The organism is Mycobacterium sp. MOTT36Y, assembly GCF_000262165.1.
In the GTDB taxonomy this organism is placed as follows: Bacteria; Actinomycetota; Actinomycetes; order Mycobacteriales; family Mycobacteriaceae; genus Mycobacterium; species Mycobacterium intracellulare.
The window spans coordinates 5,159,705-5,181,712 of the sequence record NC_017904.1; the positions used below are offsets into that span (position 1 = coordinate 5,159,705).

The window sequence follows — 22,008 nt, forward strand, 5'->3', positions numbered from 1 at the left end:
TTGAGGGTAACGACGATCCGATCCCGCGAGAGCGGTTGAAATCGGACTGAAGGAAAGCCCGCTCTTATGTCCCTACGGTCGCGGCGCGCCGAGCCGATACACCCGCCAGCCCGCCCGCTGCCACCGGGCGGTGTCCAGGCAGTTGCGGCCGTCGACGATGACGCGGGCGCGCACCCCGTCGGCCAGGTCGTCGGGATCGAGCTCGACGAATTGCCGCCACTCGGTGAGCACCAGCACGGCATCCGCGCGCTCGCAGGCCTCTTCGACCGAGACCGCATAGTTCAGGGTCGGGAACAGGCGCTGCGCGTTGTCCAGCGCCTTGGGGTCATAGACGTTGACCGCGGCGCCGTTGAGCTGCAGTTGCCCCGCCACGTTGAGGGCGGGCGAGTCGCGCACGTCGTCGGATTCGGGCTTGAACGCCGCGCCGAGCACCGCGACGTTGGCGCCCAGCAGCGACCCGCCGCACGCCGCGCTGGCCAGTTCCACCATCCGGGTGCGGCGACGCATGTTGATGCTGTCCACCTCACGCAGAAACGTCAGCGCCTGGTCGGCCCCGAGTTCCCCGGCGCGCGCCATGAATGCCCGGATGTCCTTTGGCAGGCAGCCACCGCCGAAACCCAAACCGGCGTTGAGGAATTGGCGTCCGATGCGGGGATCGTATCCGAGCGCATCCGCCAGCAGGCTGACGTCTGCGCCGGCCGCCTCGCACACCTCGGAAATGGCGTTGATGAACGAGATCTTCGTCGCCAGAAAGGCATTGGCGGAGACCTTGACCAACTCCGCGGTTTGCAGATCCGTCACCAGGAACGGCACCCCCGCGTCCAGCAGCGGACCGTACAGCTCACGAACCGCGGCCTCAGCGCGCACCGAATCCTGGTGGACCCCAAGCACAATGCGGTCCGGGCGCAGGGTGTCCTGCACCGCGTAGCCCTCGCGCAGAAACTCCGGATTCCAGGCGATTTCGACGTCCACCCCGCGCGGCGCCAGCGCGGCGGCGCGTTGGTTCAACTCGGCCGCGGTGCCCACCGGGACCGTCGATTTGCCCACCAACACCGCCGAACTGGTCAACCGGGGCACCAACTCGTCGATCACGGCATAGACGTGGCGCAGATCGGCGCCGTATTCGCCCTTCTTCTGCGGTGTGCCCACGCCCAGGAAGTGCAGGTCGGCGAAGTCGGCGGCCGCGTCGTAGTCGGTGGTGAACCGCAGCCGACCCGCAGCCAGGTTCTCGTTCAACAACTTTCGCAAGCCTGGCTCGTAAAAGGGGATGTCACCCCCGGCGAGCTTGGCCACCTTGCCCGGGTCGATGTCGATCCCGAGGACGTCGTGTCCGAGCGCCGCCATCCCGACCGCGTGGGTGGCACCGAGGTATCCCGTGCCGAACACGGTGCATCGCATACCACTGGTGTAAGCGACCCCGATGAGCTAACCGCGTCGCCGGGCTAAGCGGGAGGCAAACGGAAGATGACGGGTGGCCGCCGCTCCGCCGGCCTATTAAATCCCCGGGATGCCCGGGATGTTGATGCGTGGGCCACCCCCGCCGAATCCGCCGTGACCGTGGCCACCGCCGAAACCGCCGCGCGGCCCGCCGCCGAAGCCGCCGCGCGGGCCACCGGGGAAGCCGTCGTCGTGGTCCCCGTGGCCTCCGCCGTGACCGGGGCCCCACCCGCCACCGGGCGGACCGCCGATGCCTGGGATCGGCAGCGGGATCGGCACCGGAACGGGCGCGACCGGCGGCGGAGCGGGCGGCGGGGCCGCCGGAACCGGAATCGGCGCGGGCGCCACCGGGGCCGGAGCCGGAGCGGCCGGAGCCGGCGCGGGAGCCTCTGGAACGGGCGCCGGCGCCTCCGGGGCGGGCGCGGGAGCCGCCGGCGCCTGGGCAGGCGCCGGAGCCGGGGCCGCGGGCGCCGGGGCGGGCCGAGTGGGCGCGACCACGACGTTCTCATTCGGGCTGGGCCGCACATTCGCCGTCGGGCGGATGGCGATGGCCAGTGAGACGACCAGCGCCACCACGCCGATGACGAAGACCGCCGCCACGGCGCTGCCCACCAACCTGAAGTTGCGCCCGCGATAGTCCGCGCCGACGAGCTCGGTCGCGGCGGTCTGCGAGCCGGTGAAGAAGTCGTCGGGGTCGTCGGGCACGGCGCTGTACGCCAGGGCATCCACCCCGGCGTCGCCGGGTGCGTCGAAGTAGCCGGGCGCCACGGCCAGCGGATTGATCGCGCCGGTGCCGGGATCCTGCGCGTACGCCAGGGCCGCGGTGGACGACGCGAACAGCGGGGCATGCGCCGACGCCAGCGCGGCGCCGCGGGCCAGCGCCGTTTCCGGTTCCTCGGCCGCCGTCAACGGCAGGGTGGTCGCCGCCTCCAGCGCGGGCTTGATCAGCGGGATGTCGATGCCGGAGCCGACGACGAACACGGCGTCCGGGCGGCTTTCCATGTTCTCCGCGCCGGAGACCAGCCGCGTCAGCTCGGCGACGGCCGCCTCGTCGTCTTCGGGAAGGACTTGGCGCCGGACGTCGGCGATGGATCCGTCGGCGCTGTCGACGATCGCCAGCGTTGCGGTGTCGGGCTCGATGTAGAGCAGCGCGGTCTGCGCGTAGTTGGTTCGGTGGCCGACCGCTTGGGCCAGCGCGGCCGCGGCCAGGAAGGCCGAGACCAGCATCACATTTTCGACCTTGTGGGCGGCGAGCTTGTCGCGCAGCGCGGCCGCCTCGACGGGGTCGGTGAAGGTGACCCCGGTCGACGCCAGTTGGTAGCCACCCTCCGCCGCGCCCTGACGCGTCCCCAAGATGGCGGAGACTACCTGGTCCGAGGCGGTGACAGTTGCTGCGTCAGTGGACGTCGTCACGTCGAAATTGTCTTCATCGACGGTCGCACCGTCGCCGTTTTCCCCCTCGACCAGCACCATCCGGACTGCGGTCGGCGCCATCGACACACCAAGTACGGTGTCCAAAGCTCCTCCAATAGTCGGTTGCTAGTCATTCGCGGTGAGGGCGTCGCCGTCGCACGAAATGATGGCGCGTGACATCGCTGAGTCCCCACCGTTATTCCCCTAGTGCCCCGATTTTACGCGTGTTCGGCGGCCGGGGGGTGGGCCGGGACCCGTCCGCGGCGGGGCTAGGGGACCGGAAAATCGGGCCCCAAATGGCGATGCAGCCAGTCGTCCCAGTGTGGGTGGTCGCCGGATTGCGGCGGGGACGGCGCAGGTGCCTGGGGCGCTTCGGGCGTCGGGGCTTCGGGCGGCGCCGGCGCAGGGGGCGGCGGCGGGGGCGGGCCGGTGTTCGGGGGCGACGGGGCCTGCGGAGCGACGACGTTCGTGCTGACCTCCGGTGGTTGGCCCGTGTCCGGATCGCGGCCGAAGACGAGCGCGAGCGCCAACGCGACGAAGCCGGTGACGAAAATGGTCATCACGAGCGCGACGGTGGCCGCCGGCTTTCGGCTGTGCCGCTCGCGTGACCGGGCGGCCCGCGCGTCGGGGTTGTGGGCGGACCCGGTCGCCTCGGTCGAGGAAATCCGCGCGGACGGCATCGTGATCGTCCGCGGCGCGCCCAACCGTGCGTTCGCCGCGGCCAGCGAGGCACCCCGGGCCAGGGCCATCTCGGGTTCCTCAGGCGTGGTCACCGAGAGCGACGTGGCGGCCTCGAGCGTTGGCTTGATCAACGGGATGTCCACGTCCGAGCCGACGAGGAACAGCCCGTCAGGCCGCGCCCGCATTGATTCGGCGCCCGAGACCATCGCCGTCAGCTTCGCCAGCGCGACGTCGTCGCGGCCGGGCAGCGGGTGCCGGTGCACGTCGGTGACGGTCCCGTTGGAGGTGTCGACGACCGCGAGGGTCGCGCTGGTGGGTTCGACGAGCAGCAACGCCGTGCGGGCCCAGTTGGTCGCGCTGCCCATCGCCTGCGCCAGCGCCGCGGCGGCCATCACCGCCGAGACCAGCATCACGTTCTCGATCCTGCGCGCCGCCAACACATCTCGCAGGGCCGCCGCCTCGGCCGGGTCGGTCCAGCTCACTCCGCTCGATTTGAGCTGGTAACCGCCCAGGGCCGCGCTGTCGCGGGTGCCGAGAATGGCCGCGACGACGTGATCCGCGGCGGCAGCTGGGGTCGGGTCGCCGACGACGTCGAAGCCGTCCTGATCGACGGTCACCCCGCCCGCGGCAGCGCCTTCGACGAGCACCATGCGGACTGTCTCCGGTGCCATCGACACACCGAGTACGACCTCCACCGCTCCTCCAAATCGCCAGACGCTTGGTTGCTGTGCTGCGCCAGCACAGCCGCGCCGGCGCCGCATGGGGGTTCGCGACGCCACCCTAGCCTGCTGAGTTATCGGTGGCCGTGACCGCCGAAGCTGTGCCCCATGCGCCGCTTGGTGGGAGGAGGCTCGGCAAACCGAGGCTATTTGTGGCCGCCGCCACCGCCACCGTGACCGCCGCCGAAGCCACCGCCGCCACCGTGACCGCCGCCGAAACCGCCCAGGCCGCCGCCGCTGTGGCCGCCGCCGAAGCCGCCCAGGCCACCGCCGCTATGCCCGCCGCCGAAGCCACCGCCGCCTTTAGGCGCCGGCGCAGCGTGGCCACCGCCAAATCCGCCGCCGGGCGCAGGAGCGTGCCCGCCGCCAAGTCCGCCGCCGGGCGCAGGAGCGTGACCGCCGCCAAGTCCGCCGCCGGGCGCAGGAGCGTGGCCGCCGCCGAGTCCGCCCGGGCCGCCCCCACCAGGCTTCGGTACGCCGCCACCCGAACCGGGCGTCGGGACATGGCCGCCACCCGAACCCGGGGTCGGGACATGGCCACCACCGGAACCACCCGAACCCGGCGTCGGGACATGGCCACCACCGGAACCACCCGAACCCGGCGTCGGGACATGGCCACCACCGGAACCACCTGATCCGGGCGTCGGCACGTGACCACCGCCGGAACCACCCGACCCGGGCGTCGGGACATGGCCGCCACCGGAACCGCCCGACCCGGGCGTCGGCACGTGGCCTCCGCCGGAGCCGCCCGACCCGGGCGTCGGGACGTGGCCGCCACCGGAACCACCCGAACCGGGTGTCGGCACGTGGCCGCCACCGGAACCACCCGAACCCGGCGTCGGGACATGCCCACCACCGGAACCCCCCGAACCCGGCGTCGGCACGTGACCGCCACCGGAGTTACCCGGAGCGCCCGGCTTGGGCGGGGTGCCTTCACCGGGAGGCGTTTGATGCGGCGGCGACTGCGGAACGGTGCCGCCCACCTTCGGGGGCGTCGGCGGCTGAGGAATTTGCACCGGCGGTTGCGGCCGCGCCGGTTGAGGGATTGACACGCGCGGCGGTGCCTCGAACAGCGGCGGCCTTACCACCGGGTTGGGAACAGGGATGCGCACCGGCACCGGGACTGGCAGGGGCGGAACCACGACGGGAACGGGGACCACCGGCGGCGCCGCCGGTACGGGAGGGGCTTCCGGCGGCGGAGGCGCGGGCAGCGGGGCCGCGACCGGGGGATTCAACGGCTTGGGGGCCGCCACCGGGGCCGGCAGGCTGATCTTCGCCTCCGGCGCGGACGCCTGCACCGGCGCCGGCGCCTGCTCGGTGGGAACGATCAGGTGCTGGTTCGGGGTGGGCTGCAACGCGACGGTGCCCGTCGTGCGGATCCCGATCGCGAGCGCGATCTCGAGCGCCAACACCGCGCTGATGCCAGCCACCGCCAGCCCGCTGCCGATCAGCAGCGCCGGCCGCCGCTGCGGCTGACTCTCTTCGGGAAGGAAGAGCCGTTCGATGACCACGGTCGGCGAGTCGGCGTCCTCATCGGCCACCGCGCTGTAGGCGAGCTCGTCGTCGCCGGCGTCGGGACCGAACGGGACATAGAGGTACTCGGGCAGGGAGTGCTGGTCGACGGCGCCGGTGCCGGGGTCCTGCGCATAGGCCAGCGCGGCGGTCGAGGAGGCAAACAGCGGGGCATTCGCCGACGCCAGCGCCGCGCCGCGGGCCAGCGCCGTCTCCGGCTCCTCGGCCACGCTCACGTCGAGCGCCGTCGTCGTCTGCAGCGCCGGCTTCAACGGGGCGACATCGACGCCCGAGCCCACCACGAACAGCCCGTCCGGGCGGTATTCCAGCTTCTCCAGCCCGGCGACCATTCCGCTGAGCTGCTCGGCGGCGGCGCCGTAGGACTCGGCATGGATCTGCTGCTTGTACACATCGGGGATGGAGCCGTCGGAGGTCTCCACGACGGCCAGCGTGGCGGTATCGGGCTCCACCAGGAGTACGGCGGTGCGTTCGTAACCCATTGCGCCGCCGACGTTTTGCGCGAGCGCCGCCGCGGCAAGAAACGCCGAGACCAGCATCACGTTGTCGAGCCGGTGAGCGGTCAGCGCGTCGCGCAGGGCGGCAGCTTCGAACTGATCGGTCCACGTCACCCCGATGGACGACAGCTCGAGGCCGGCATCGGCGGCACCCTCACGGGTGCCCAAGATCGCCGAGATCACCCGGTCGGACGCGCTCACGGTCGCCGCGTCGTCGGCGCCGGTGACGTCGATCGCGTCCTCTTCTACCGTGGCGCCGTCGGCGTATTCGCCTTGCAGGACAACCATTTGGATCGACGACGGTGCCATCGACACCCCGAGCACGATATCCAAAACAAACCCCTCCAAAGGCATTGCGGTGAACCACGGCCAGGCGGAGGTAAAAACCATGGCTAACTAAGTATCGCGCAGAACGGGGGCGAGCGGGCCCCGCAGAACCTATGTAGACGATATGAAGTTCTGATAGGAGCGCGACGGCGTGGGTCCTCGCTGGCCCTGGTACTTCGAGCCCACTCTCGAACTGCCGTAAGGGTGTTCGGCCGGGCTGGTCAACCGCAAGATGCACAGCTGACCGATCTTCATGCCCGGCCACAGCGTGATCGGCAGGTTCGCGACGTTGGACAGTTCGAGGGTGATGTGACCGCTGAAGCCGGGATCGATGAAGCCGGCGGTCGAATGCGTCAGCAGGCCGAGGCGGCCCAGCGACGACTTGCCCTCCAGCCGTCCCGCGAGGTCCTCGGGCAACGTGATGAGCTCCAGCGTCGAGCCGAGCACGAACTCGCCGGGATGCAGCACGAACGGCTCCCCCTCGACGGGCTCGACAAGGGTGGTCAGCTCGTCCTGCTGCTTGGCCGGGTCGATGTGGGTGTAGCGGGTGTTGTTGAACACCCGGAACATGCAGTCGAGGCGAACGTCGATGCTGGACGGCTGCACCAGGGCGTCGTCGAAGGGGTCGATGCCCAACCGGCTGGCGCTGATTTCGGCCCTGAGGTCGCGATCGGAGAGCAGCACGCGACGAGCCTATCTGCTGCGCAGCGGGTTCAGCGGAGATAGACCTCGTCGCCGGTCGGATATCCGCCGCCGGTGGTCGTGACGTGCACGTGGTCGTAGTGGCCGAGCCGGCTGGCCTGCGCTCCGCCGGGTGTGTAGTAGACGCCCCGCCAGATCGCGTCCTGGATCCCGAACCGGGTGGCGTTCTGCATCACGTAGGCGACGATCGAGTCGCCCAGCGCGATGCCCTCGGCGCTGCCAGGGTTGGGGATCATGACGTCGAGCGCCAACCCCCGGGGATGCCAGGGCAGCGAATCCGGCCGCACCCCACCGATCTCGTGGATCTGGGGGAACTCCGCGCTGATGCTGCGCTCGACCAAGATCGTGCGGACCTGAAGGCCCTGCTCCGGCGCGACGCCGGCGGGCAGGAAGCGCGATCGCGTGTGGTAGCGCGATGCCGCGGCGGGCTCGCCGTCAACCAGCCCTTTAGCGGGCCGCTTCGACGCGGCTGTCACGATTTGCACGCAACAGGGGGCGGGCTCGCTGATCACGGGTTTGGCCTGGTTGTGCGGTGCAAATGGATGGACATCGGCGGACACCGCGAAGAACACCGCCGCGGGGGCGAGCACCGCAGCCAGGGCCACTGACGGTCTACGTCGCTTCCTGGCTAATTCGTGTCGACCCACCCGGAGCACATTACGTTGCGATAACGAAATAATAAATCTGAGCGTTATGAGAATAGTTAGATAGGCGTCTTAGATTTCGTGGTCGCGCTCCTGGGCCGGGTTGTCGGGGGAGGTCAGGCCGCCCGGGCGCGCCTGCCGGCCCGGTGATGGATGCTAGCCTTCTGAGGCGACTGTGCCGATGTAGTTCAATGGCAGAACATCAGCTTCCCAAGCTGAATACGCGGGTTCGATTCCCGTCATCGGCTCCACGATGACAGCTCAGGCTGCGGCAGCCAGCGTCCGCGCGTAATTCACTTGCTGGGTGACACTGATCGTCGCCTGAGGTCCCGCAGCGGGAAGCAGTGTCGAGTGGAAGAACCCGTCGCCCTGAACGGTGACCTGGATATAGCCCGTGTATCTGCGGTCCTTCATCAGCAGGAAGAGCAGTCCCAGCAGGCAAAACCAGACGAAGATGATGCAGAGGACAATGCCGGCGGTGGAGATGCTTTCCGAATAGTGCGACATGTCGGTCACGGTCCACACCGTGCCCTTTATCGGGTGCACGCCGGCCGGCGTTGCTACCCAATGCTGCGAGAAAGAGATGTCGCCGAGTGTCCCCAGCCATTGCTCGGGCTCGCCACCCTGGTACTTGATCGGGTCTGCCACTCGGCGATTAAAACACGGACACTCCGCTGGTAAGAGCCGAATTTGAATTGACTCTGCCAGCGGGGCGGGGCGCGCGTCTCGCGGCTTCACAATTGCCCCGGTCGCCCGTCTCGTCGCCAGGCCGCCGAACTAAACGTCCGTATCCAAAACGTGACCGTTGCGTGCCCAAATATCCACGTGCCCTTGCGCTTTCGCAGGTCAGACGCCATTTATCATCCCTATTGCAACGATGTCAGTTAAAAGGGAATTGAGGCCATGCGGACCGGTGTTCGGTGTGTTCTTGGGGTCGTCGGGGTCGCTGCCGGAATGGTCGTAGCGCCGGCCGGTGTGAGCCTCGCGTCGGCCAACCTGTCGCATGGTCCGGCCATCGCGTCGGTTTCACCGGCGCGCGGCGAGGTCGTGGGCGTGGCGCATCCCGTGGTGGTGACGTTCCGTGGTCCGGTCACCGACCGGAGCGCCGCCGAGCGGGCGGTTGAGGTCAAGTCGACGCCCGCGATGACGGGCAAGTTCGAATGGCTCGACAACAAGGTCGTCCAGTGGGTGCCCGATCGATACTGGCCGGCGCACAGCACAATTGCGCTGACGGTGGGCCAGGCGACCTCGGAGATCAAAACCGGTCCCGCCGTCATCGGGGTGGCCAGCATCTCGCAGCACACGTTCACCGTGAGCATCGATGGGGCCGAGGCGGGACCGCCGACCCAACTCCCGGCGCCGCACCATCGCCCGCACTTCGGGGAGCAGGGCGTGATGCCGGCCTCGCTCGGCAGGCCGGAATACGCGACGCCGGTCGGCTCGTACACCGTGCTCTCGAAAGAGCCTGCGGTGACCATGGATTCGAGCAGCGTCGGCATCCCCGTCGACGACCCCAACGGCTACCTGCTCACGGTCAACTACGCCGTCCGCATCACCAACCGCGGACTATTCGTGCACTCGGCCCCCTGGGCCGTCCAATCACTGGGGCTTGAGAACGTCAGCCACGGCTGCATCAGCCTGAGCCCCGATGACGCCGAGTGGTACTACAACCACGTCAACGTCGGCGACCCGGTGATCGTCCAGGACTAGCGCCTCAGTCAGACCGAGCTGCGTCAAGCGGCGCCCTCGCAAACGAAGCTCCGCACCCACATGCAAGCCGGGTGCGGAGCTTCGATTGTTGGGGCACGCAACGGAACGGGCCCGCTGGTAGGAACCAGCGGGCCCGCACACATTCGGGCTCAGCTCGCGGGGCCCGGGCGAATCGGCTGACCGGACGTCGGCCCGCCGGTGGGCGCCGGGCCGGTCGGCGCGTCCTTCACCCCGGCCATGTCGATGATCGGAGCGGCCGCCTCCAAGGGAGCACCCGCCACCGGGCCGCCCAGGGCGATCAGCGGCGCACCGGCGGGCACCACCGGCACCGGCGGCACGACCGGCACGGGCGGCGCGAGCGGCAGTGGCGGCACGATCGGCACCGGAGCACCGAGCGGCACCGGTCCGGGCACGGCCATGGGCACGCCGGACATGTCAGTGAGCGGCGCCGCGCACATGTCCGCCGGCGCGCCCGCGGCCACGGGACCTCCGGCGGCCGGCGCCGCGTCGCCCGCTTGCCCCTGGATGCACGCGTGGCCGCCCGTTATCAGCGGGGCGGCCGCCGCGTCGGGGCTCAACGCTATAGCTGCTCCGCACAACCCAGCGCCGGCAACTACTTTCATGTTGAACCGATCGACGATCGCCATCAGCGCCAACTCTCCTTCATTCACGCTCAGCTATTTCCGCAATCAATCAGTGCAGCAGGCCCGCCTAGCCGTACCGAGGCCGTCCTTCACGACCGGGCCAATTGTCAGCAGCCGACACGCGACACGAGCCACGCCGCACCGCGCCGTTTCCAAATGGTGACGTCACAACGCTGTCACGAATCGGAACACCGCCGACGGACATCGCTGACCTGCGCCGACACGCATGCGTTCTGGGGCTTCTCCCGGGGTCGGCCGCCGACTTCGAATCCCGCGGACTTTATTTACCCGCAGGTCATTCACAGGGAATTTTTGATGCACAAAGTCTGTCCAGGAGGTTACATAGAAGTGAACACCGTGAGAGCAACCGTTGACAGACAGAGGGGAAGGGCATATGTCACCACGTCGTCTAGCTGGCGGTTTCATCGCCTCGGCGCTGTTCGGTGCCCCGCTTCTCGCCGGCCTCGTCTGGGCCAGCCCCGCGCAGGCCGACGCGGCCAGCTTTCTCAATGACATGCACAAGGACGGGATCCACGCCGTGACCGGCGGCGACGCCGCACTCCTGGAGGCGGGCCTGAACATCTGCCAGCAAATTTCCTGGGGCGCCCCGCCCGCGCAGCTCGAGGGCCTGGCGCTGCAGCGCTCCGACGAACGACAGGGAGCCGGCGGCCTCAGCCCCCAGCAGGCCGGCGACATCGTCGTCTTCGCCATGCGCGATCTGTGCCCAAGCTAGCCACGCCGAGCTGAGTCCTCGCACACCGCGCGCGCAGCCGCGCGGCCAGTCTTCGCCGACTATTCATCCTCCGGATCTCCCGCGCGGCGGTCCATGCACTTTTGTGTAAAGGTGCATCATCCGCATCGCGCAAAGACACAAGGAGAACGTGGGATGGCGGCACGCAGGCTGCACGGCCGGTTCATCGGAGCGGCGCTGACGTTGGGTCCACTTCTGATCTCGGGAATTGCCTGGGCCGGCCCGGCGCGGGCCGACCAGGCCGCCTTCCTCAACGACCTGCACAACGCCGGGATCCACGCCGTCGACGGCGGCGACGACGCGCTGTTGCAGATGGGCGCGGATCTGTGTCAGCAGCTTTCGTGGGGCGCTTCGCCGCAGCAGCTGGAGCTGCTGGCGCTGCAGCGCTCCGATGCCGACCAGGGCTCCGGCGGGATCAACGGCCGCCAGGCCGCCGACGTGGTGATCTTCGCCCTGCGCGACCTCTGCCCCAACGCCTAGCAATCAGCTAGCCGCAGCGGACTCCGCGCTAAGGTGACACTCGAGTGAAGCTGAACGCACGGAACCTGACCGGTCTCGACATCCCCGTCCCGACCTATGACCGCAGCCAAATCGGCATCGGCATAGCGCATTTCGGTGTCGGCGGCTTTCACCGCGCCCACCAGGCTATGTACATCGACCGGCTGCTCAACGCCGGGCTCGCGCGGGACTGGGGCATCTGCGGTGTCGGCGTGCTGCCGGGCGACCAACAGATGCGCGACGCGCTGCGCGACCAGGACCACCTGTACACGCTGACCCTCGAACACCCCGACGGCACGCGGGAACCGCGGGTCATCGGCTCCATCGTCGACTTCCGTTATGCGCCTGAGGATCCCGACGCGGTCATCGAACTGCTCGCCGCCCCGGCAACCCGGATCATCTCACTCACCATCACCGAGGGCGGCTACCAGCCGCCCCTGAGCGCGGTGTTCGGGTTGGTGACCGAGGCGTGCGACCGGCGCCGGGCGCGCGGCCTGCCCTCCCCCACCGTCGTGTCCTGCGACAACATCGTCGGCAACGGGGACACGGCGCGGCGCGCATTCACGTCCTACGCACAGCGCACCAATCCCGAACTCGCACAGTGGATGAACCAGAAGACACGCTTTCCCAACTCGATGGTCGACCGGATCACGCCCGTGACCACGCCGGACGTGGCCGAGCGGCTGGAGGCCGAATACGGCGTGCGCGACGCCCGGCCCGTGGTGGCCGAGCCGTTCGCCATGTGGGCGATCGAGGACGACTTCGCCGACGGGCGCCCGCCCCTGGACCAGGCCGGTGTGCAGCTGGTCGACGACGTCGCGCCGTACGAGGCAATGAAATTGCGGTTGCTCAATGCCGGCCATCAGGGCCTGTGCTACTTCGGATACCTGGCCGGATACCGCCTGGTGCACGAGGCCGCCCAGGATCCGGTGATCGCCGAATTCCTGGCCCGCTACCTGGATTCGGAGGCCATGCCGACGCTGACACGAATCCCGGGGCTGACCGAGTTCCGCAACCAACTACTCCCCCGGTTCGCCAACGCCTACGCGCGCGACACCGTCGCCCGGCTGTGCACCGACTCCTCGGACCGCATCCCGAAATGGCTGCTGCCGGTCGTGCACGACAATCTGCGCACCGGCGGTCCGGTGCGGCTGTCCGCGGCGATCGTCGCGAGCTGGGCCCGCTACGCCGAGGGCGTCGACGAACAGGGCCAACCGATCGAGGTGATCGACCGGCTGTCCGACACGTTGGTGCCGCTCGCCCGCTCGCAACGCGACGACCAGGACGCGTTTCTGGCCAACCGCCCGGTGTTCGGCGACCTCATCGACGCCCCGCGCTTCCGCGACGCCTACCGGTGGACCCTGGACTGCCTGCACCGCCGCGGCGCGCGCGCCACGCTGCGGGCCCTGGTCGGGGACGACGCGTCATGACGCTGGTCGCCGGGATCGACTCCTCGACGCAATCCTGCAAGGTGCTGGTGTGCGACGCCGAGACCGGAGCGGTGGTCCGCGAGGGCCAGGCCGGCCACCCGAGCGGGACCGAAATCGACCCGCGCGCTTGGGAATCCGCCGCGCGAGAGGCCATTGCGAACGCGGGCGGGCTGGATGGCGTCGATGCTGTGGCCGTCGGCGCGCAGCAGCACGGCATGGTGTGCCTGGACGAAACCGGCGCGGTGGTGCGGCCCGCGCTGCTGTGGAACGACGTGCGCTCGGCCGACGCCGCGCACGCCCTCGTGCGCGAGCTGGGCGGGGCGCGCGCGTGGGCCCAAGCCGTCGGCGTCGTGCCGCTGGCCGCGATTACCGTGGCGAAGTTGCGCTGGCTCGCCGACCACGAGCCGCGCCACGCGGACCGCACCGCGGCGGTCTGCCTGCCCCACGACTGGCTGACGTGGCGGTTGCGCGGTGACGCCGACATCGCGGGGCTGACGACCGATCGCAGCGACGCCAGCGGCACCGGCTACTACGACGCCGCCACTGGCGACTACCGCCTCGATCTGCTGGAACTGGCGCTGCGCGGCCGACGTCCGCGGCTGCCCACCGTGCTGGGCCCATCCGACGGGACAAGCAGTGGCACAACACTATTCGGTGCGGGTCTGGGCGACAACGCCGCCGCGACGCTGGGCCTCGGCGCCCAAGAGGGCGACGTGATCGTCTCGATCGGCACGTCGGGGGTGGTGGCCGCGGTCACCGCGGATCCGGTCCGCGACGACGCGGGGTATGTCGCCGGATTCGCCGACGGCACCGGGCGCTACCTTCCGCTGGTGTGCACGCTCAACGGCGCGCGGGTGCTCGACGCCGCGGCCGCGATGCTGCGGGTCGATCACGACGAGCTGTCGACGCTCGCGCTGTCGGCGCCCCCGGGCAGCGAAGGTGTGGTCATGGTTCCCTACCTCGAAGGTGAGCGAACACCCAACCGGCCCAACGCAACCGGGGCATTGCACGGCCTGCGGGTCTCCAACGCGAACGCGGCCAACCTGGCCAGGGCCGCGGTGGAGGGACTGCTGTGCTCGCTCGCCGACGGCGTCGCGCATCTGGCCGCGCGCGGTGTCGTCGCGCGCCGCATCCTGCTGGTCGGCGGCGGCGCGCAATCCAGGGCGCTGCGCGAGATAGCGCCGGCAGTGTTCGGCATGCCGGTGCTGGCGCCCGCCCCGGCGCAGTACGTCGCGGCGGGCGCGGCGCGGCAGGCGGCCTGGGCGCTGAGCGGCTCGCCCCGGCCGCCTGCGTGGGAGCCGCCGCCGACGCACGAATACACCGCCGAACCCTCGCCCGAGGTGCCCGCCCGCTACGCGCGGGTGCGCGATCTCACCGAGGGGGCCGCGCGTCGGGAAGCGGACGAAACACCGGAAGGATCCGGTATTTCGCGGTGAAGCGGGCCTGGTCGTATTTGTCCCCGACCTCGCCGTCGCGGGCAACGGTCGTGGGGCCGTCGACGGCGCTGAAGCTGAATTCGGGCACCTGTAACTCGTGGTAGAGCGGGCTGCGTTCCAGCCGGCCCAGCGCCAGCGCGGTCAGGATCCGGGTCCTGGCCCATGGCCGGCCCGCCTCGAGGATGCGAACATCGATCAGGCCGTCGTCCATGCGGGTCCGCCGCGCCGGCGCGAAACCGGTGGGCAGGTACAGCGAATTGCCCAGGAAGAACAGCGAAGTCAGCAGGGTCTTGTTGTCGTAACAGATGCGCACCGGCTCTTCCTTGCGCAGCGTGCGCAGCATCGCGTAAAGACCCGCCAGCGGCTTGCCGATGCGCTTCTCGAGCTTTTCGCGCCGCCGCACGAACGCCGGGTAGGCGCCGATGCTGGCGGTGTTGAGCACCATCTGAGAGTCGTTGAGGCACACCAGGTCCACGCACGCCACGCTGCCGCGCCGAATCGCGTCGACGGTCTTGGCCACGGTGTCGCAGCCGATGTCCTTGGCGAAGTGGTTGAACGTGCCGGCGGGGAAGACCGCCAGCGGGAGCCCGGCGTCGATGGCCACCCCGGCCGCGGCCGCCACCGTGCCGTCGCCACCGCCCACCGCGAGCACCTCGGCGCCGGCGGCCGCGCCACGCAAGACCTCGACGGGGTCGTCGTCGGGACCCAGCTCGCGGATGTCCACCTTCGGCAGCTCGGCGCGCACCTCGTCGAGCACGCGGGCCCCGGTGCCGCTGCCCGACTCCGGGTTGATGACCAGGACCACGCCGGCGCCGTCCGGCCGCGGCGGCGTCTCGACGCGCAGCGGTTCCGTTCGCGGAAGGGCGGTTTCGACGATCGGCGGCACGAGGCGGCCACCCAGCACGGCCAGGCCGGACCCGATCCCGAACCCGGCGACGACGTCGCCCGGGTAATGCGCGCCGGTCGCCACCCTCGACAGGCCCACCAGCCCGGCCAGCAGCGCCAGCCCGAAGCCCAGCGGCGGGTTCTCCAGGCCGACCCCGACGGCGAACGCGGCCGCGCTGGCCGAATGCCCCGACGGCAGGGAATTCGACGTCGGGCGGCGGCGGACCTGCCGGACGAGGGGCACCAAGTCGTAGCCGGGACGCGGGCGCCGCCGGATGCGCTTGGCGAACTGGTTGGTGACCAGGCTGGTGGCGGCCAGCGTCACCAGCCCGCGGGTCGCGCCGCGCTGCGCGCTGTGCCTGCCGGTGGCCAGCAGGGCCGCGCCGATGGCCAGCCACAGCTTCGAATGGTCGGCCGCGCGCGTCAACCGCGGCATGACCGTGTCCAGCAGCGGGGTGTCCGTCTCGGCGATCGCGTCGAACAGCTCGCGATCCAGCGTGCCGAGTCCTCGGGTGATCTGTTTGACGCCGCGCGCGCGTCGCCAGGGCCGCCTGTTCATTCGCTCCACCCTAACCATGGGTGACAATCGATCGGAAAGACATGGACGCACAGGGCTATTGCACGAGATGGCGGGAGAACGCCGAGCGCCGCGGCGTGCCCCCGCACGCGCTCGCCGAGATCAGCCGGCGCCACGACATCACGCGCGCCAGCTTCGTGGTCCTCGCGAGGATGCAAGAGATCAAGGACCCGGCCGGCCAATCCTTCTTCCTGCTGCCGCCCAGCGCCGGCGGGGGCGACGCTCGCGCGGCGGCGCTGATGACCTACATCCTGAACGCCGGCAGCGATTACGGCGCGGCGGGCAAGCGACCCACCGACTTCCCGGCCACCCCTCACTGCGCCGCCGAGGTGACCCGAATCCGCTTGCGGCAGCAGGCAAACGGCTGGAGCTACACCCGCGACGTCCCGTTCGTGCACCGCAACGGGGGGCGCCTGGTCACCACCCCCAACGGCATGCTGATGGGGTTGGGCGGCAACTGGATCCAGCGGCTGTTCAGCCAGCGGGGCGGCACCACGTGGGGCGATATCTTCATGGTGAACCTGGGCCGGCTCGACGACCCGGCAGAGCAGCTGTGCCGGGTCGTCGCCTCCGGGCACACCTGGTGCCTTGACGGGCACGGCGCGCCGCGCTGCACCCGGCTGGACCTGGACCGGGTGCTGCACCACGAAGAGCGGCACGCGCAGCAATGGGCGGCCCGCGGCTATCTGGGCATGCTCACCGGCTACGGTCGGGAGTTGTTCCGCGAGTTGGCCTTTGGGGCGACCAACAGGCTCGAAGCCGACGCCGGCCTGGCCGACGGCGGCTACAGGGCGTGAATCCCGTGGTAGAGCACCATCGCGCCGATCACCACCAAGACGGCCGCGAGCAGGGCGGCGTTGTTGCGGTCCATCCAGTCCTTGAGGCGCGCCAACGTGTCGTCGAGGCGGCTGCCGGCGGCCACGTAGGCCAGGATCGGGATCGCGACGCTTGAGGCCGCGATGGCGACGAAGAACGCGGCGGCCGCCCAGTCGCCGGCGACGCCGAGCCCGCTGGTGCCGATCCCCAATCCGGCCGGGACGCAGATGAGCGCCACGTCCGGGCGCACGAGGGCTAGCACCGCGCCGGTGATCCCGGCGCGGGCCGGGGTGATGTTGGCGAACGAGCGCATCCACGCCGGCGACTCGGATTGGTCGTTTCGGCGGAGCCACCGGTAAACGCCGAACGCGATCAGCGCCGCGCCCAGCACCACGCGCAGCCACGACGACCACCGCGGCGGCGCCTTGTCCAAGCCGCCGAGCAGCCCGGAGGCCGCGACGGCCAGCGCCGTCAGCGCGGCCAGGCTGAGCAGCCAACCGCCCAGGAACGCCAGGCTGCTCGGCCGCGGCCGCGGCGCCTGCAGCACCAGCACCGCCGGGATGACCGTGAGCGGCGACAGCGAGATGACCAGTCCGAGCGGAACGAGCCCGGTCAGCACCGTGCCCCAGCTTCCTGCCATGGGCGGCATCCTCCCATTGCCGTGCCGAAGTGACGCCGAAACGCGCCGGAGTCGGCCGAACGCGGGTCAGGCCAGCGCGCGAATCCCGTTGTAGAGCACGATCAACCCGATCAGGAACAGGATCACGGCCAGCATCGCGTCGTGGTTGGCCTCCATCCAGGCCTTGAGACGTTCCAGCGTTCCCTCGAAGCGGTCACCCGAGCCGGCATAGGCCAGGATCGGGATCGCCACCGTCGACGCGGCGACGACGACGAAGATCGCGGCCGCGACCAACTCGCCGCCGGCGCTCAGGCTGCTGTTGCCGACGGCCAAACCCGCCGCCGCGCACAGGATGAGCACCTCGGGCCGCAGCGGCACCAGGACCGCCCCCACCACCCCGGCGCGCGCCGGGGAGAGCGTGGAAAACGACCGCATCCACCGCGGCATGCTGCGGTGGCGGTGCCGGGTGAACCAGTGGAACGCCGCGAGCGCGAGGAGCGCCACCCCGAAGACCAGGCGCACCCAGGACGCCCATTTCGGCGGGGTCGCATGGAAGCCGCTGAGCGCCTCCGAGCCGGCGACGAACGCCGCCGTGAAGGCGACCAGCCCCACCAGCCAGCCGCCGAGGAAGGCGAGACTGGCCGGGCGCGCCCGGGGCGCGTGCAGCACGAGCACCGCGGGGATGACCGTGATCGGTGACAGCGCAATGACGGCCGCCAGCGCGACGAGCTTGCTCAGGACCGAGGCCCAACTTGCGTCCACGGGCAGCAATCATCGCATTGCGCGGTGCGGTCAGGCTTTGCGGCGCAGCGTCCAGGCCGGCACCCAGTGCGTCACGGTCTTGCGCCGGGATCCGTAGGCGACGGGATAGGTCACCAGGCCCCACCAGTCGCCCTGCTCGCACAGGGCCCAGCAGCTCAGCCGGCCCTCGACGACCTTGTGCAGCTGCAGCCCGTTGGGCTGATAGCGCCCCGAGCGGTGCGGCTCACGCGGGAACAGCACCGTCAGGTCGACCAGGACGGCGATGGGCGGGCGGACCGCGCGAAACGGGTCACGGACCGGTTGGCCGTTGTACCCGATCGATGCGAGCCGTCCCATTGATCGATCATACGTTCGAATCAGGGGCCCGGTCGGCCGATCCTCCCGGGCCGTTCTGGCACCATAGCGATGTGTTCAGCCCCGGCGTGCTCGGCAGCCGCCGGCCTGCCGTGGCGGCCGCGCTGGACCCGTTGCTCGTCGCGGCGCTGGCCGTCGCGGTGAGCATGGCCGGGGCCGCCCGGCCCTCCTTCTGGTACGACGAGGCCGCGACCATCTCGGCCTCCTACAGCCGTTCGCTGGCCCAGATGTGGCACATGCTGGGCAATGTCGATGCCGTCCACGGCCTGTACTACCTGCTCATGCACGGGTGGTTTCAGGTCTTTCCGGCCACCGAGTTCTGGTCGCGCGCGCCGAGTGGCCTGGCGGCGGGGGGCGCGGCCGCCGGCGTGGTGGTGCTGGGCAAGCAGTTCTCGTCGCGGACAGTCGCGATCGCCTCCGGCACGTTCTGCGCGATCCTGCCCCGCACCACGTGGGCGGGCATCGAGGCGCGGCCCTATGCCCTGTCGATGATGGCCGCGGTGTGGCTGACGGTCCTGCTCGTCCACGCCGCGCGCCGCGACACCCGGCGGTTGTGGCTGGGTTACGGTGTCGCGCTGGCCCTCTCGATCGTGCTCGACGCGTATATCGCGCTGCTGCTGGGGGCGTACGTCGTCTTCGTCGTCGTCTTCCACCGCGGCCGAACCGTGTTGGCGCGCTTCGCCACTGCCTCGGCCGTGGCGGTGGGTGCGGTGTTGCCGTTCCTGTTGACGGTGGCCGGCCAGGCGCACCAGATCAGCTGGGTCGCCCCGATCGGTCACCGCACCATCGAAGACGTGGTGATGCAACAGTATTTCGAGCGAAGCCCCCCGTTCGCCATCCTGGCGGCGCTGCTGATGTGTGCGGCGATTGTGTTGTGGCTCAGCGGGTCCGCGCGGCTGGCGCCATCGGAGCGGCAGCTGTTGGTGCTCGCGGCGGGGTGGCTGGCCATTCCCACCGCCGCGATCCTGACCTATTCGGTGCTGGTGCACTCGATCTACACGCCGCGCTACCTGTCGTTCACCGCGCCCGCGATGGCGCTGATCCTGGGGGTCTGCGGCGGCGCGGTGGCCGCCAGGCCCTGGGTCACCGCGGCGCTGGTCGGCCTGTTCGCCGTGGCGGCGGCGCCGAATTATGTTCGGGCGCAGCGCAACCCGTACGCCAAATACGGGATGGACTACAGCCAGGTGGCCGACCTGATCACCGCGCGGGCCGCGCCGGGCGATTGTCTGCTGGTGAACGACACGGTGACGTTCATGCCGGCCCCCATGCGCCCGTTGCTGGCGGCTCGCCCGGATGCCTATCGCAAGCTGGTCGACCTGACGCTGTGGCAGCGCGCGACCGACCGCAACGACGTCTTCGACACCAACCTCATCCCCGAGGTCGTCGCCAAGCCGTTGAGCCACTGCGGCGTGGTCTGGATCATCACCCAGGCCGACCCGTCACAGCCGGCGCACGAGCGGGGCGCCGCGCTGCCGCCGGGCCCCCGCTACGGGCCGACCCCGGCGTTCGCGGTGCCGCACGACCTGGGCTTCCGGCTGGTCGAGCGGTGGCAGTTCAACCTGGTTCAGGTGCTCAAAGCCACGAAATGACCGCTACCAGATGCGCAGGTAGTCCACCAGCATGGACGCCGGGAAGACACCCGCGGCGGGGTCACCGGCGCCCACCCCGCCTACGGCGAGCGTGAACATCGGGGTCATCCAGTAGCCGGGGTTGTTGAACGGCCACCGGAAGTCGTCGGGCGCGCCGCCGGCGACGTGGATGGGCTTGTTGGGCACCTTGTAGTACTGCGCCCCGTCCCGGAAGAACTCGAATCCCTCTTCGCCCCAGTGCATTCGCCACGTGTGCCAGTTGCCGTCGACCAGACCGGGAATCGACCTGCCCTCCCAGGTCTTCCCGTTGGACGCCGCGTGGACCGTGGTGCCGGGGGCCCAGTCGCCGTTGCCGTACCACTCGAAGATGTCGACCTCGCCGTCGGGCAGCGGGTCCTCGTTGACACCCCAGAAGGACGGCCACAGGCCGGGGAACAAGCAGTCCAGCTTGATCCGCGCCTCCCAGGTCTGGTTGATCATGCTGCGGAAGTTGCCGCGCAGCTTGCCGCTGTAGTAGGTGTTGCTCATCAGATCGTGGGTTGCGCACAGGACGAGGTTGGAATTGCCGTCCTGGAACACGTTTTGGCGATCGTCGCGGTAGATCCCCTCCACGGGCGGGAACACGTCGTCCTGCCAGGTCTGAATCGTCCACTTGCCGGGATCGGGAGGCGAGCCGGCCGGCCCGTCGAACTCGTCGGCGAAGATGTAGGGCCCGCCGCCGGCGGCCGGCGGCGCCTGCGGCGCCGGCGGGGTGGCCCAGGCACCCGGCAAGCGCATCGCAGCCCCCAGCATGCCGAGCCCCGAGATCAACATCATGCTGCGACGATCCATCTACAAACCACCCATCGTTGAAAGCCGGCACGTCAAGCCCGGCGCGCTCTCCCCAGGCAACTCTCGCAAACGGTGTTATAACACCACGCGGTGGGGGTGCGGCGCATCCCGCGGCCTCAGCGCGCGCCGGGTTCGCTGATTTTGACCAGCGTCTTGCCGACGTTGACGCCGGTGAACAGGCCGTTGAGGGCGTCGACACACGACTCGATGCCCTCAAAGATGGTCTGCCGGTGGTGAAGTCGGCCCTCGGCCTCCCAGCCGCGCAGCGCGGCGAACGCCTCGTCGAAGCGGCCCCACTGGTCCAGCGCGTTGAAGCCCTGCATCAGCGCGGTCTTGGACAACAGGTTCACGTAGTTCGCCGGCCCCGGGTGGTCGCCGGTCAGGTAGCTGGAGATGACGCCGCACAGCACCACCCGCGCGCGGGGGGCCAGCCGGCCCAGCACGGCGTTGAGGATGGGCCCGCCCACGTTGTCGAAGTAGACGTCCACCCGTTGCGGGCAATGCTTTTTGAGCGCCGCGACGATGTCGTCGTTCTTGTAGTCGATGCACGCGTCGAACCCGAAGTCCTCCACCACCGCCCGGCATTTCTGCGGGCCGCCCGCGATGCCCACCACCCGGGCGCCGGCGATCTTGGCGATTTGCCCGGCCACCGATCCGGTGGCCCCCGCGGCCGCCGACACCACCACCGTCTCCCCGGGCTGCGGTCGGCCGATGTCGGTCATCCCGAAATAGGCGGTGGCGCCGGTCGGCCCGTACACCGACATGATCGCCAGCTGGTCGTCCTCGCCCGGGATCGGCGTGCTGAACAGGTCGTCGCGGATGATCACGTATTCCTGAAACCCGGTCAGCGTCGTGACGACGTCGCCGACGGCGAACGCGTCACACCGCGACGCGACCACCTCGCCGATGCCGGCCGCGCGGATGACCTCACCCAGCTGCACCGGCGGAAGGTAGCTGGGCTGGTCGTCGAGCCAGGTGCGGGCGGCCGCGTCGATGCCGACGTAGGTGGTGCGCAGCAGCGCCTCCCCCTCGGCGGGTTCGGGCGCGGGCGCGGTGACCATTTCCGTGTCGTCGGGCCGGACGAGCCCCGACGGGCGACGACGCAACAACACCTGGCGGTTCGGCAAATCGGGCACGATCCCCAAAACTACCGAAC

General features: G+C 70.1%; 21 protein-coding genes and 1 tRNA gene. 8 read left to right on the forward strand and 14 right to left on the reverse strand.

Features of this window, described 5'->3' with window-relative positions; all coding sequences use genetic code 11:
- Nucleotides 1-72: 72 nt before the first annotated feature.
- From W7S_RS23635 to W7S_RS23660, 6 genes are all read right to left on the reverse strand, one after another.
- Nucleotides 73-1,398, reverse strand: a complete 1,326-nt coding sequence (locus W7S_RS23635; protein WP_008261583.1) for a UDP-glucose/GDP-mannose dehydrogenase family protein — start codon at nucleotides 1,396-1,398, stop codon at nucleotides 73-75.
- 96 nt (nucleotides 1,399-1,494) lie between these two features.
- A complete protein-coding gene (locus W7S_RS23640) occupies nucleotides 1,495-2,931 on the reverse strand; it encodes a hypothetical protein (RefSeq protein WP_170320615.1) in 1,437 nt (478 codons plus the stop codon).
- A 188-nt stretch (nucleotides 2,932-3,119) separates the two neighbouring features.
- Nucleotides 3,120-4,226 carry a hypothetical protein gene (locus W7S_RS23645; RefSeq protein WP_008261587.1) on the reverse strand — a complete coding sequence of 369 codons (1,107 nt, stop codon included), beginning with the start codon at nucleotides 4,224-4,226 and terminating at the stop codon, nucleotides 3,120-3,122.
- Nucleotides 4,227-4,396: 170 nt separating this feature from the next.
- The gene (locus tag W7S_RS27325) at nucleotides 4,397-6,667 is read right to left on the reverse strand and encodes a hypothetical protein (protein WP_050989398.1); all 2,271 of its coding nucleotides are present in this window, start codon (nucleotides 6,665-6,667) and stop codon (nucleotides 4,397-4,399) included.
- A 48-nt stretch (nucleotides 6,668-6,715) separates the two neighbouring features.
- Complete coding sequence (gene dcd, locus W7S_RS23655) at nucleotides 6,716-7,288, reverse strand: dCTP deaminase (protein ID WP_008261591.1); 573 nt, start codon at nucleotides 7,286-7,288, stop codon at nucleotides 6,716-6,718.
- A gap of 29 nt (nucleotides 7,289-7,317) precedes the next feature.
- Nucleotides 7,318-7,953, reverse strand: coding sequence for a hypothetical protein (locus tag W7S_RS23660; protein ID WP_179300167.1), 636 nt, complete (start codon nucleotides 7,951-7,953; stop codon nucleotides 7,318-7,320).
- A gap of 174 nt (nucleotides 7,954-8,127) precedes the next feature.
- Here W7S_RS23660 and W7S_RS23665 point away from each other — a divergent pair.
- Nucleotides 8,128-8,201, forward strand: a tRNA-Gly gene (locus tag W7S_RS23665).
- Nucleotides 8,202-8,211: 10 nt separating this feature from the next.
- Here the strand turns inward: W7S_RS23665 and W7S_RS27655 are convergent.
- On the reverse strand, nucleotides 8,212-8,598 hold the full coding sequence (locus W7S_RS27655; protein ID WP_008261595.1) for a hypothetical protein: 387 nt from the start codon (nucleotides 8,596-8,598) through the stop codon (nucleotides 8,212-8,214).
- A gap of 255 nt (nucleotides 8,599-8,853) precedes the next feature.
- On the opposite strand from W7S_RS27655, the gene W7S_RS23675 reads away from it, so the two are divergent.
- Entirely contained in the window at nucleotides 8,854-9,660 is an 807-nt protein-coding gene (locus tag W7S_RS23675) for a L,D-transpeptidase (protein ID WP_008261597.1), read from the forward strand.
- A gap of 149 nt (nucleotides 9,661-9,809) precedes the next feature.
- On the opposite strand, the gene W7S_RS23680 is transcribed toward W7S_RS23675, so the two are convergent.
- Nucleotides 9,810-10,307 carry a hypothetical protein gene (locus W7S_RS23680; protein ID WP_036389690.1) on the reverse strand — a complete coding sequence of 166 codons (498 nt, stop codon included), beginning with the start codon at nucleotides 10,305-10,307 and terminating at the stop codon, nucleotides 9,810-9,812.
- 391 nt (nucleotides 10,308-10,698) lie between these two features.
- Here W7S_RS23680 and W7S_RS23685 point away from each other — a divergent pair, with 391 nt between their 5' ends.
- From W7S_RS23685 to W7S_RS23700, 4 genes are all read left to right on the forward strand, one after another.
- Nucleotides 10,699-11,037, forward strand: a complete 339-nt coding sequence (locus W7S_RS23685) for a DUF732 domain-containing protein (protein WP_008261601.1) — start codon at nucleotides 10,699-10,701, stop codon at nucleotides 11,035-11,037.
- 153 nt (nucleotides 11,038-11,190) lie between these two features.
- Nucleotides 11,191-11,535 (forward strand): DUF732 domain-containing protein, encoded by a 345-nt coding sequence (locus tag W7S_RS23690; protein WP_008261604.1) that lies wholly within the window; start codon nucleotides 11,191-11,193, stop codon nucleotides 11,533-11,535.
- Nucleotides 11,536-11,579: 44 nt separating this feature from the next.
- Nucleotides 11,580-12,983, forward strand: coding sequence for a mannitol dehydrogenase family protein (locus W7S_RS23695; RefSeq protein ID WP_014385954.1), 1,404 nt, complete (start codon nucleotides 11,580-11,582; stop codon nucleotides 12,981-12,983).
- The gene (locus W7S_RS23700) at nucleotides 12,980-14,419 is read left to right on the forward strand and encodes an FGGY family carbohydrate kinase (protein ID WP_008261608.1); all 1,440 of its coding nucleotides are present in this window, start codon (nucleotides 12,980-12,982) and stop codon (nucleotides 14,417-14,419) included. Before W7S_RS23695 ends, W7S_RS23700 begins: the two co-directional genes overlap by 4 nt.
- Here the strand turns inward: W7S_RS23700 and W7S_RS23705 are convergent.
- Complete coding sequence (locus W7S_RS23705; protein WP_008261610.1) at nucleotides 14,355-15,863, reverse strand: bifunctional phosphatase PAP2/diacylglycerol kinase family protein; 1,509 nt, start codon at nucleotides 15,861-15,863, stop codon at nucleotides 14,355-14,357. The genes W7S_RS23700 and W7S_RS23705 overlap by 65 nt on opposite strands.
- Before the next feature lie 41 nt (nucleotides 15,864-15,904).
- On the opposite strand from W7S_RS23705, the gene W7S_RS23710 reads away from it, so the two are divergent.
- On the forward strand, nucleotides 15,905-16,678 hold the full coding sequence (locus W7S_RS23710) for a hypothetical protein (protein WP_008261612.1): 774 nt from the start codon (nucleotides 15,905-15,907) through the stop codon (nucleotides 16,676-16,678).
- Here W7S_RS23710 and W7S_RS23715 read toward each other — a convergent pair.
- The 3 genes from W7S_RS23715 to W7S_RS23725 form a co-directional block, all read right to left on the reverse strand.
- A complete protein-coding gene (locus tag W7S_RS23715; protein WP_008261614.1) occupies nucleotides 16,666-17,337 on the reverse strand; it encodes a GAP family protein in 672 nt (223 codons plus the stop codon). The genes W7S_RS23710 and W7S_RS23715 overlap by 13 nt on opposite strands.
- A 66-nt stretch (nucleotides 17,338-17,403) precedes the next feature.
- The gene (locus W7S_RS23720; RefSeq protein ID WP_008261616.1) at nucleotides 17,404-18,078 is read right to left on the reverse strand and encodes a GAP family protein; all 675 of its coding nucleotides are present in this window, start codon (nucleotides 18,076-18,078) and stop codon (nucleotides 17,404-17,406) included.
- A 30-nt stretch (nucleotides 18,079-18,108) separates the two neighbouring features.
- Nucleotides 18,109-18,414, reverse strand: coding sequence for a hypothetical protein (locus W7S_RS23725; protein ID WP_008261617.1), 306 nt, complete (start codon nucleotides 18,412-18,414; stop codon nucleotides 18,109-18,111).
- Between the two features lie 71 nt (nucleotides 18,415-18,485).
- Here W7S_RS23725 and W7S_RS23730 point away from each other — a divergent pair, with 71 nt between their 5' ends.
- Nucleotides 18,486-20,021 carry a glycosyltransferase family 39 protein gene (locus W7S_RS23730; RefSeq protein WP_036429635.1) on the forward strand — a complete coding sequence of 512 codons (1,536 nt, stop codon included), beginning with the start codon at nucleotides 18,486-18,488 and terminating at the stop codon, nucleotides 20,019-20,021.
- A gap of 3 nt (nucleotides 20,022-20,024) precedes the next feature.
- Here the strand turns inward: W7S_RS23730 and W7S_RS23735 are convergent, their stop codons facing one another.
- Entirely contained in the window at nucleotides 20,025-20,852 is an 828-nt protein-coding gene (locus W7S_RS23735) for a family 16 glycosylhydrolase (protein WP_009956078.1), read from the reverse strand.
- 116 nt (nucleotides 20,853-20,968) lie between these two features.
- Nucleotides 20,969-21,988 (reverse strand): NADP-dependent oxidoreductase, encoded by a 1,020-nt coding sequence (locus W7S_RS23740; RefSeq protein WP_008261621.1) that lies wholly within the window; start codon nucleotides 21,986-21,988, stop codon nucleotides 20,969-20,971.
- Between the last annotated feature and the right edge of the window lie 20 nt (nucleotides 21,989-22,008).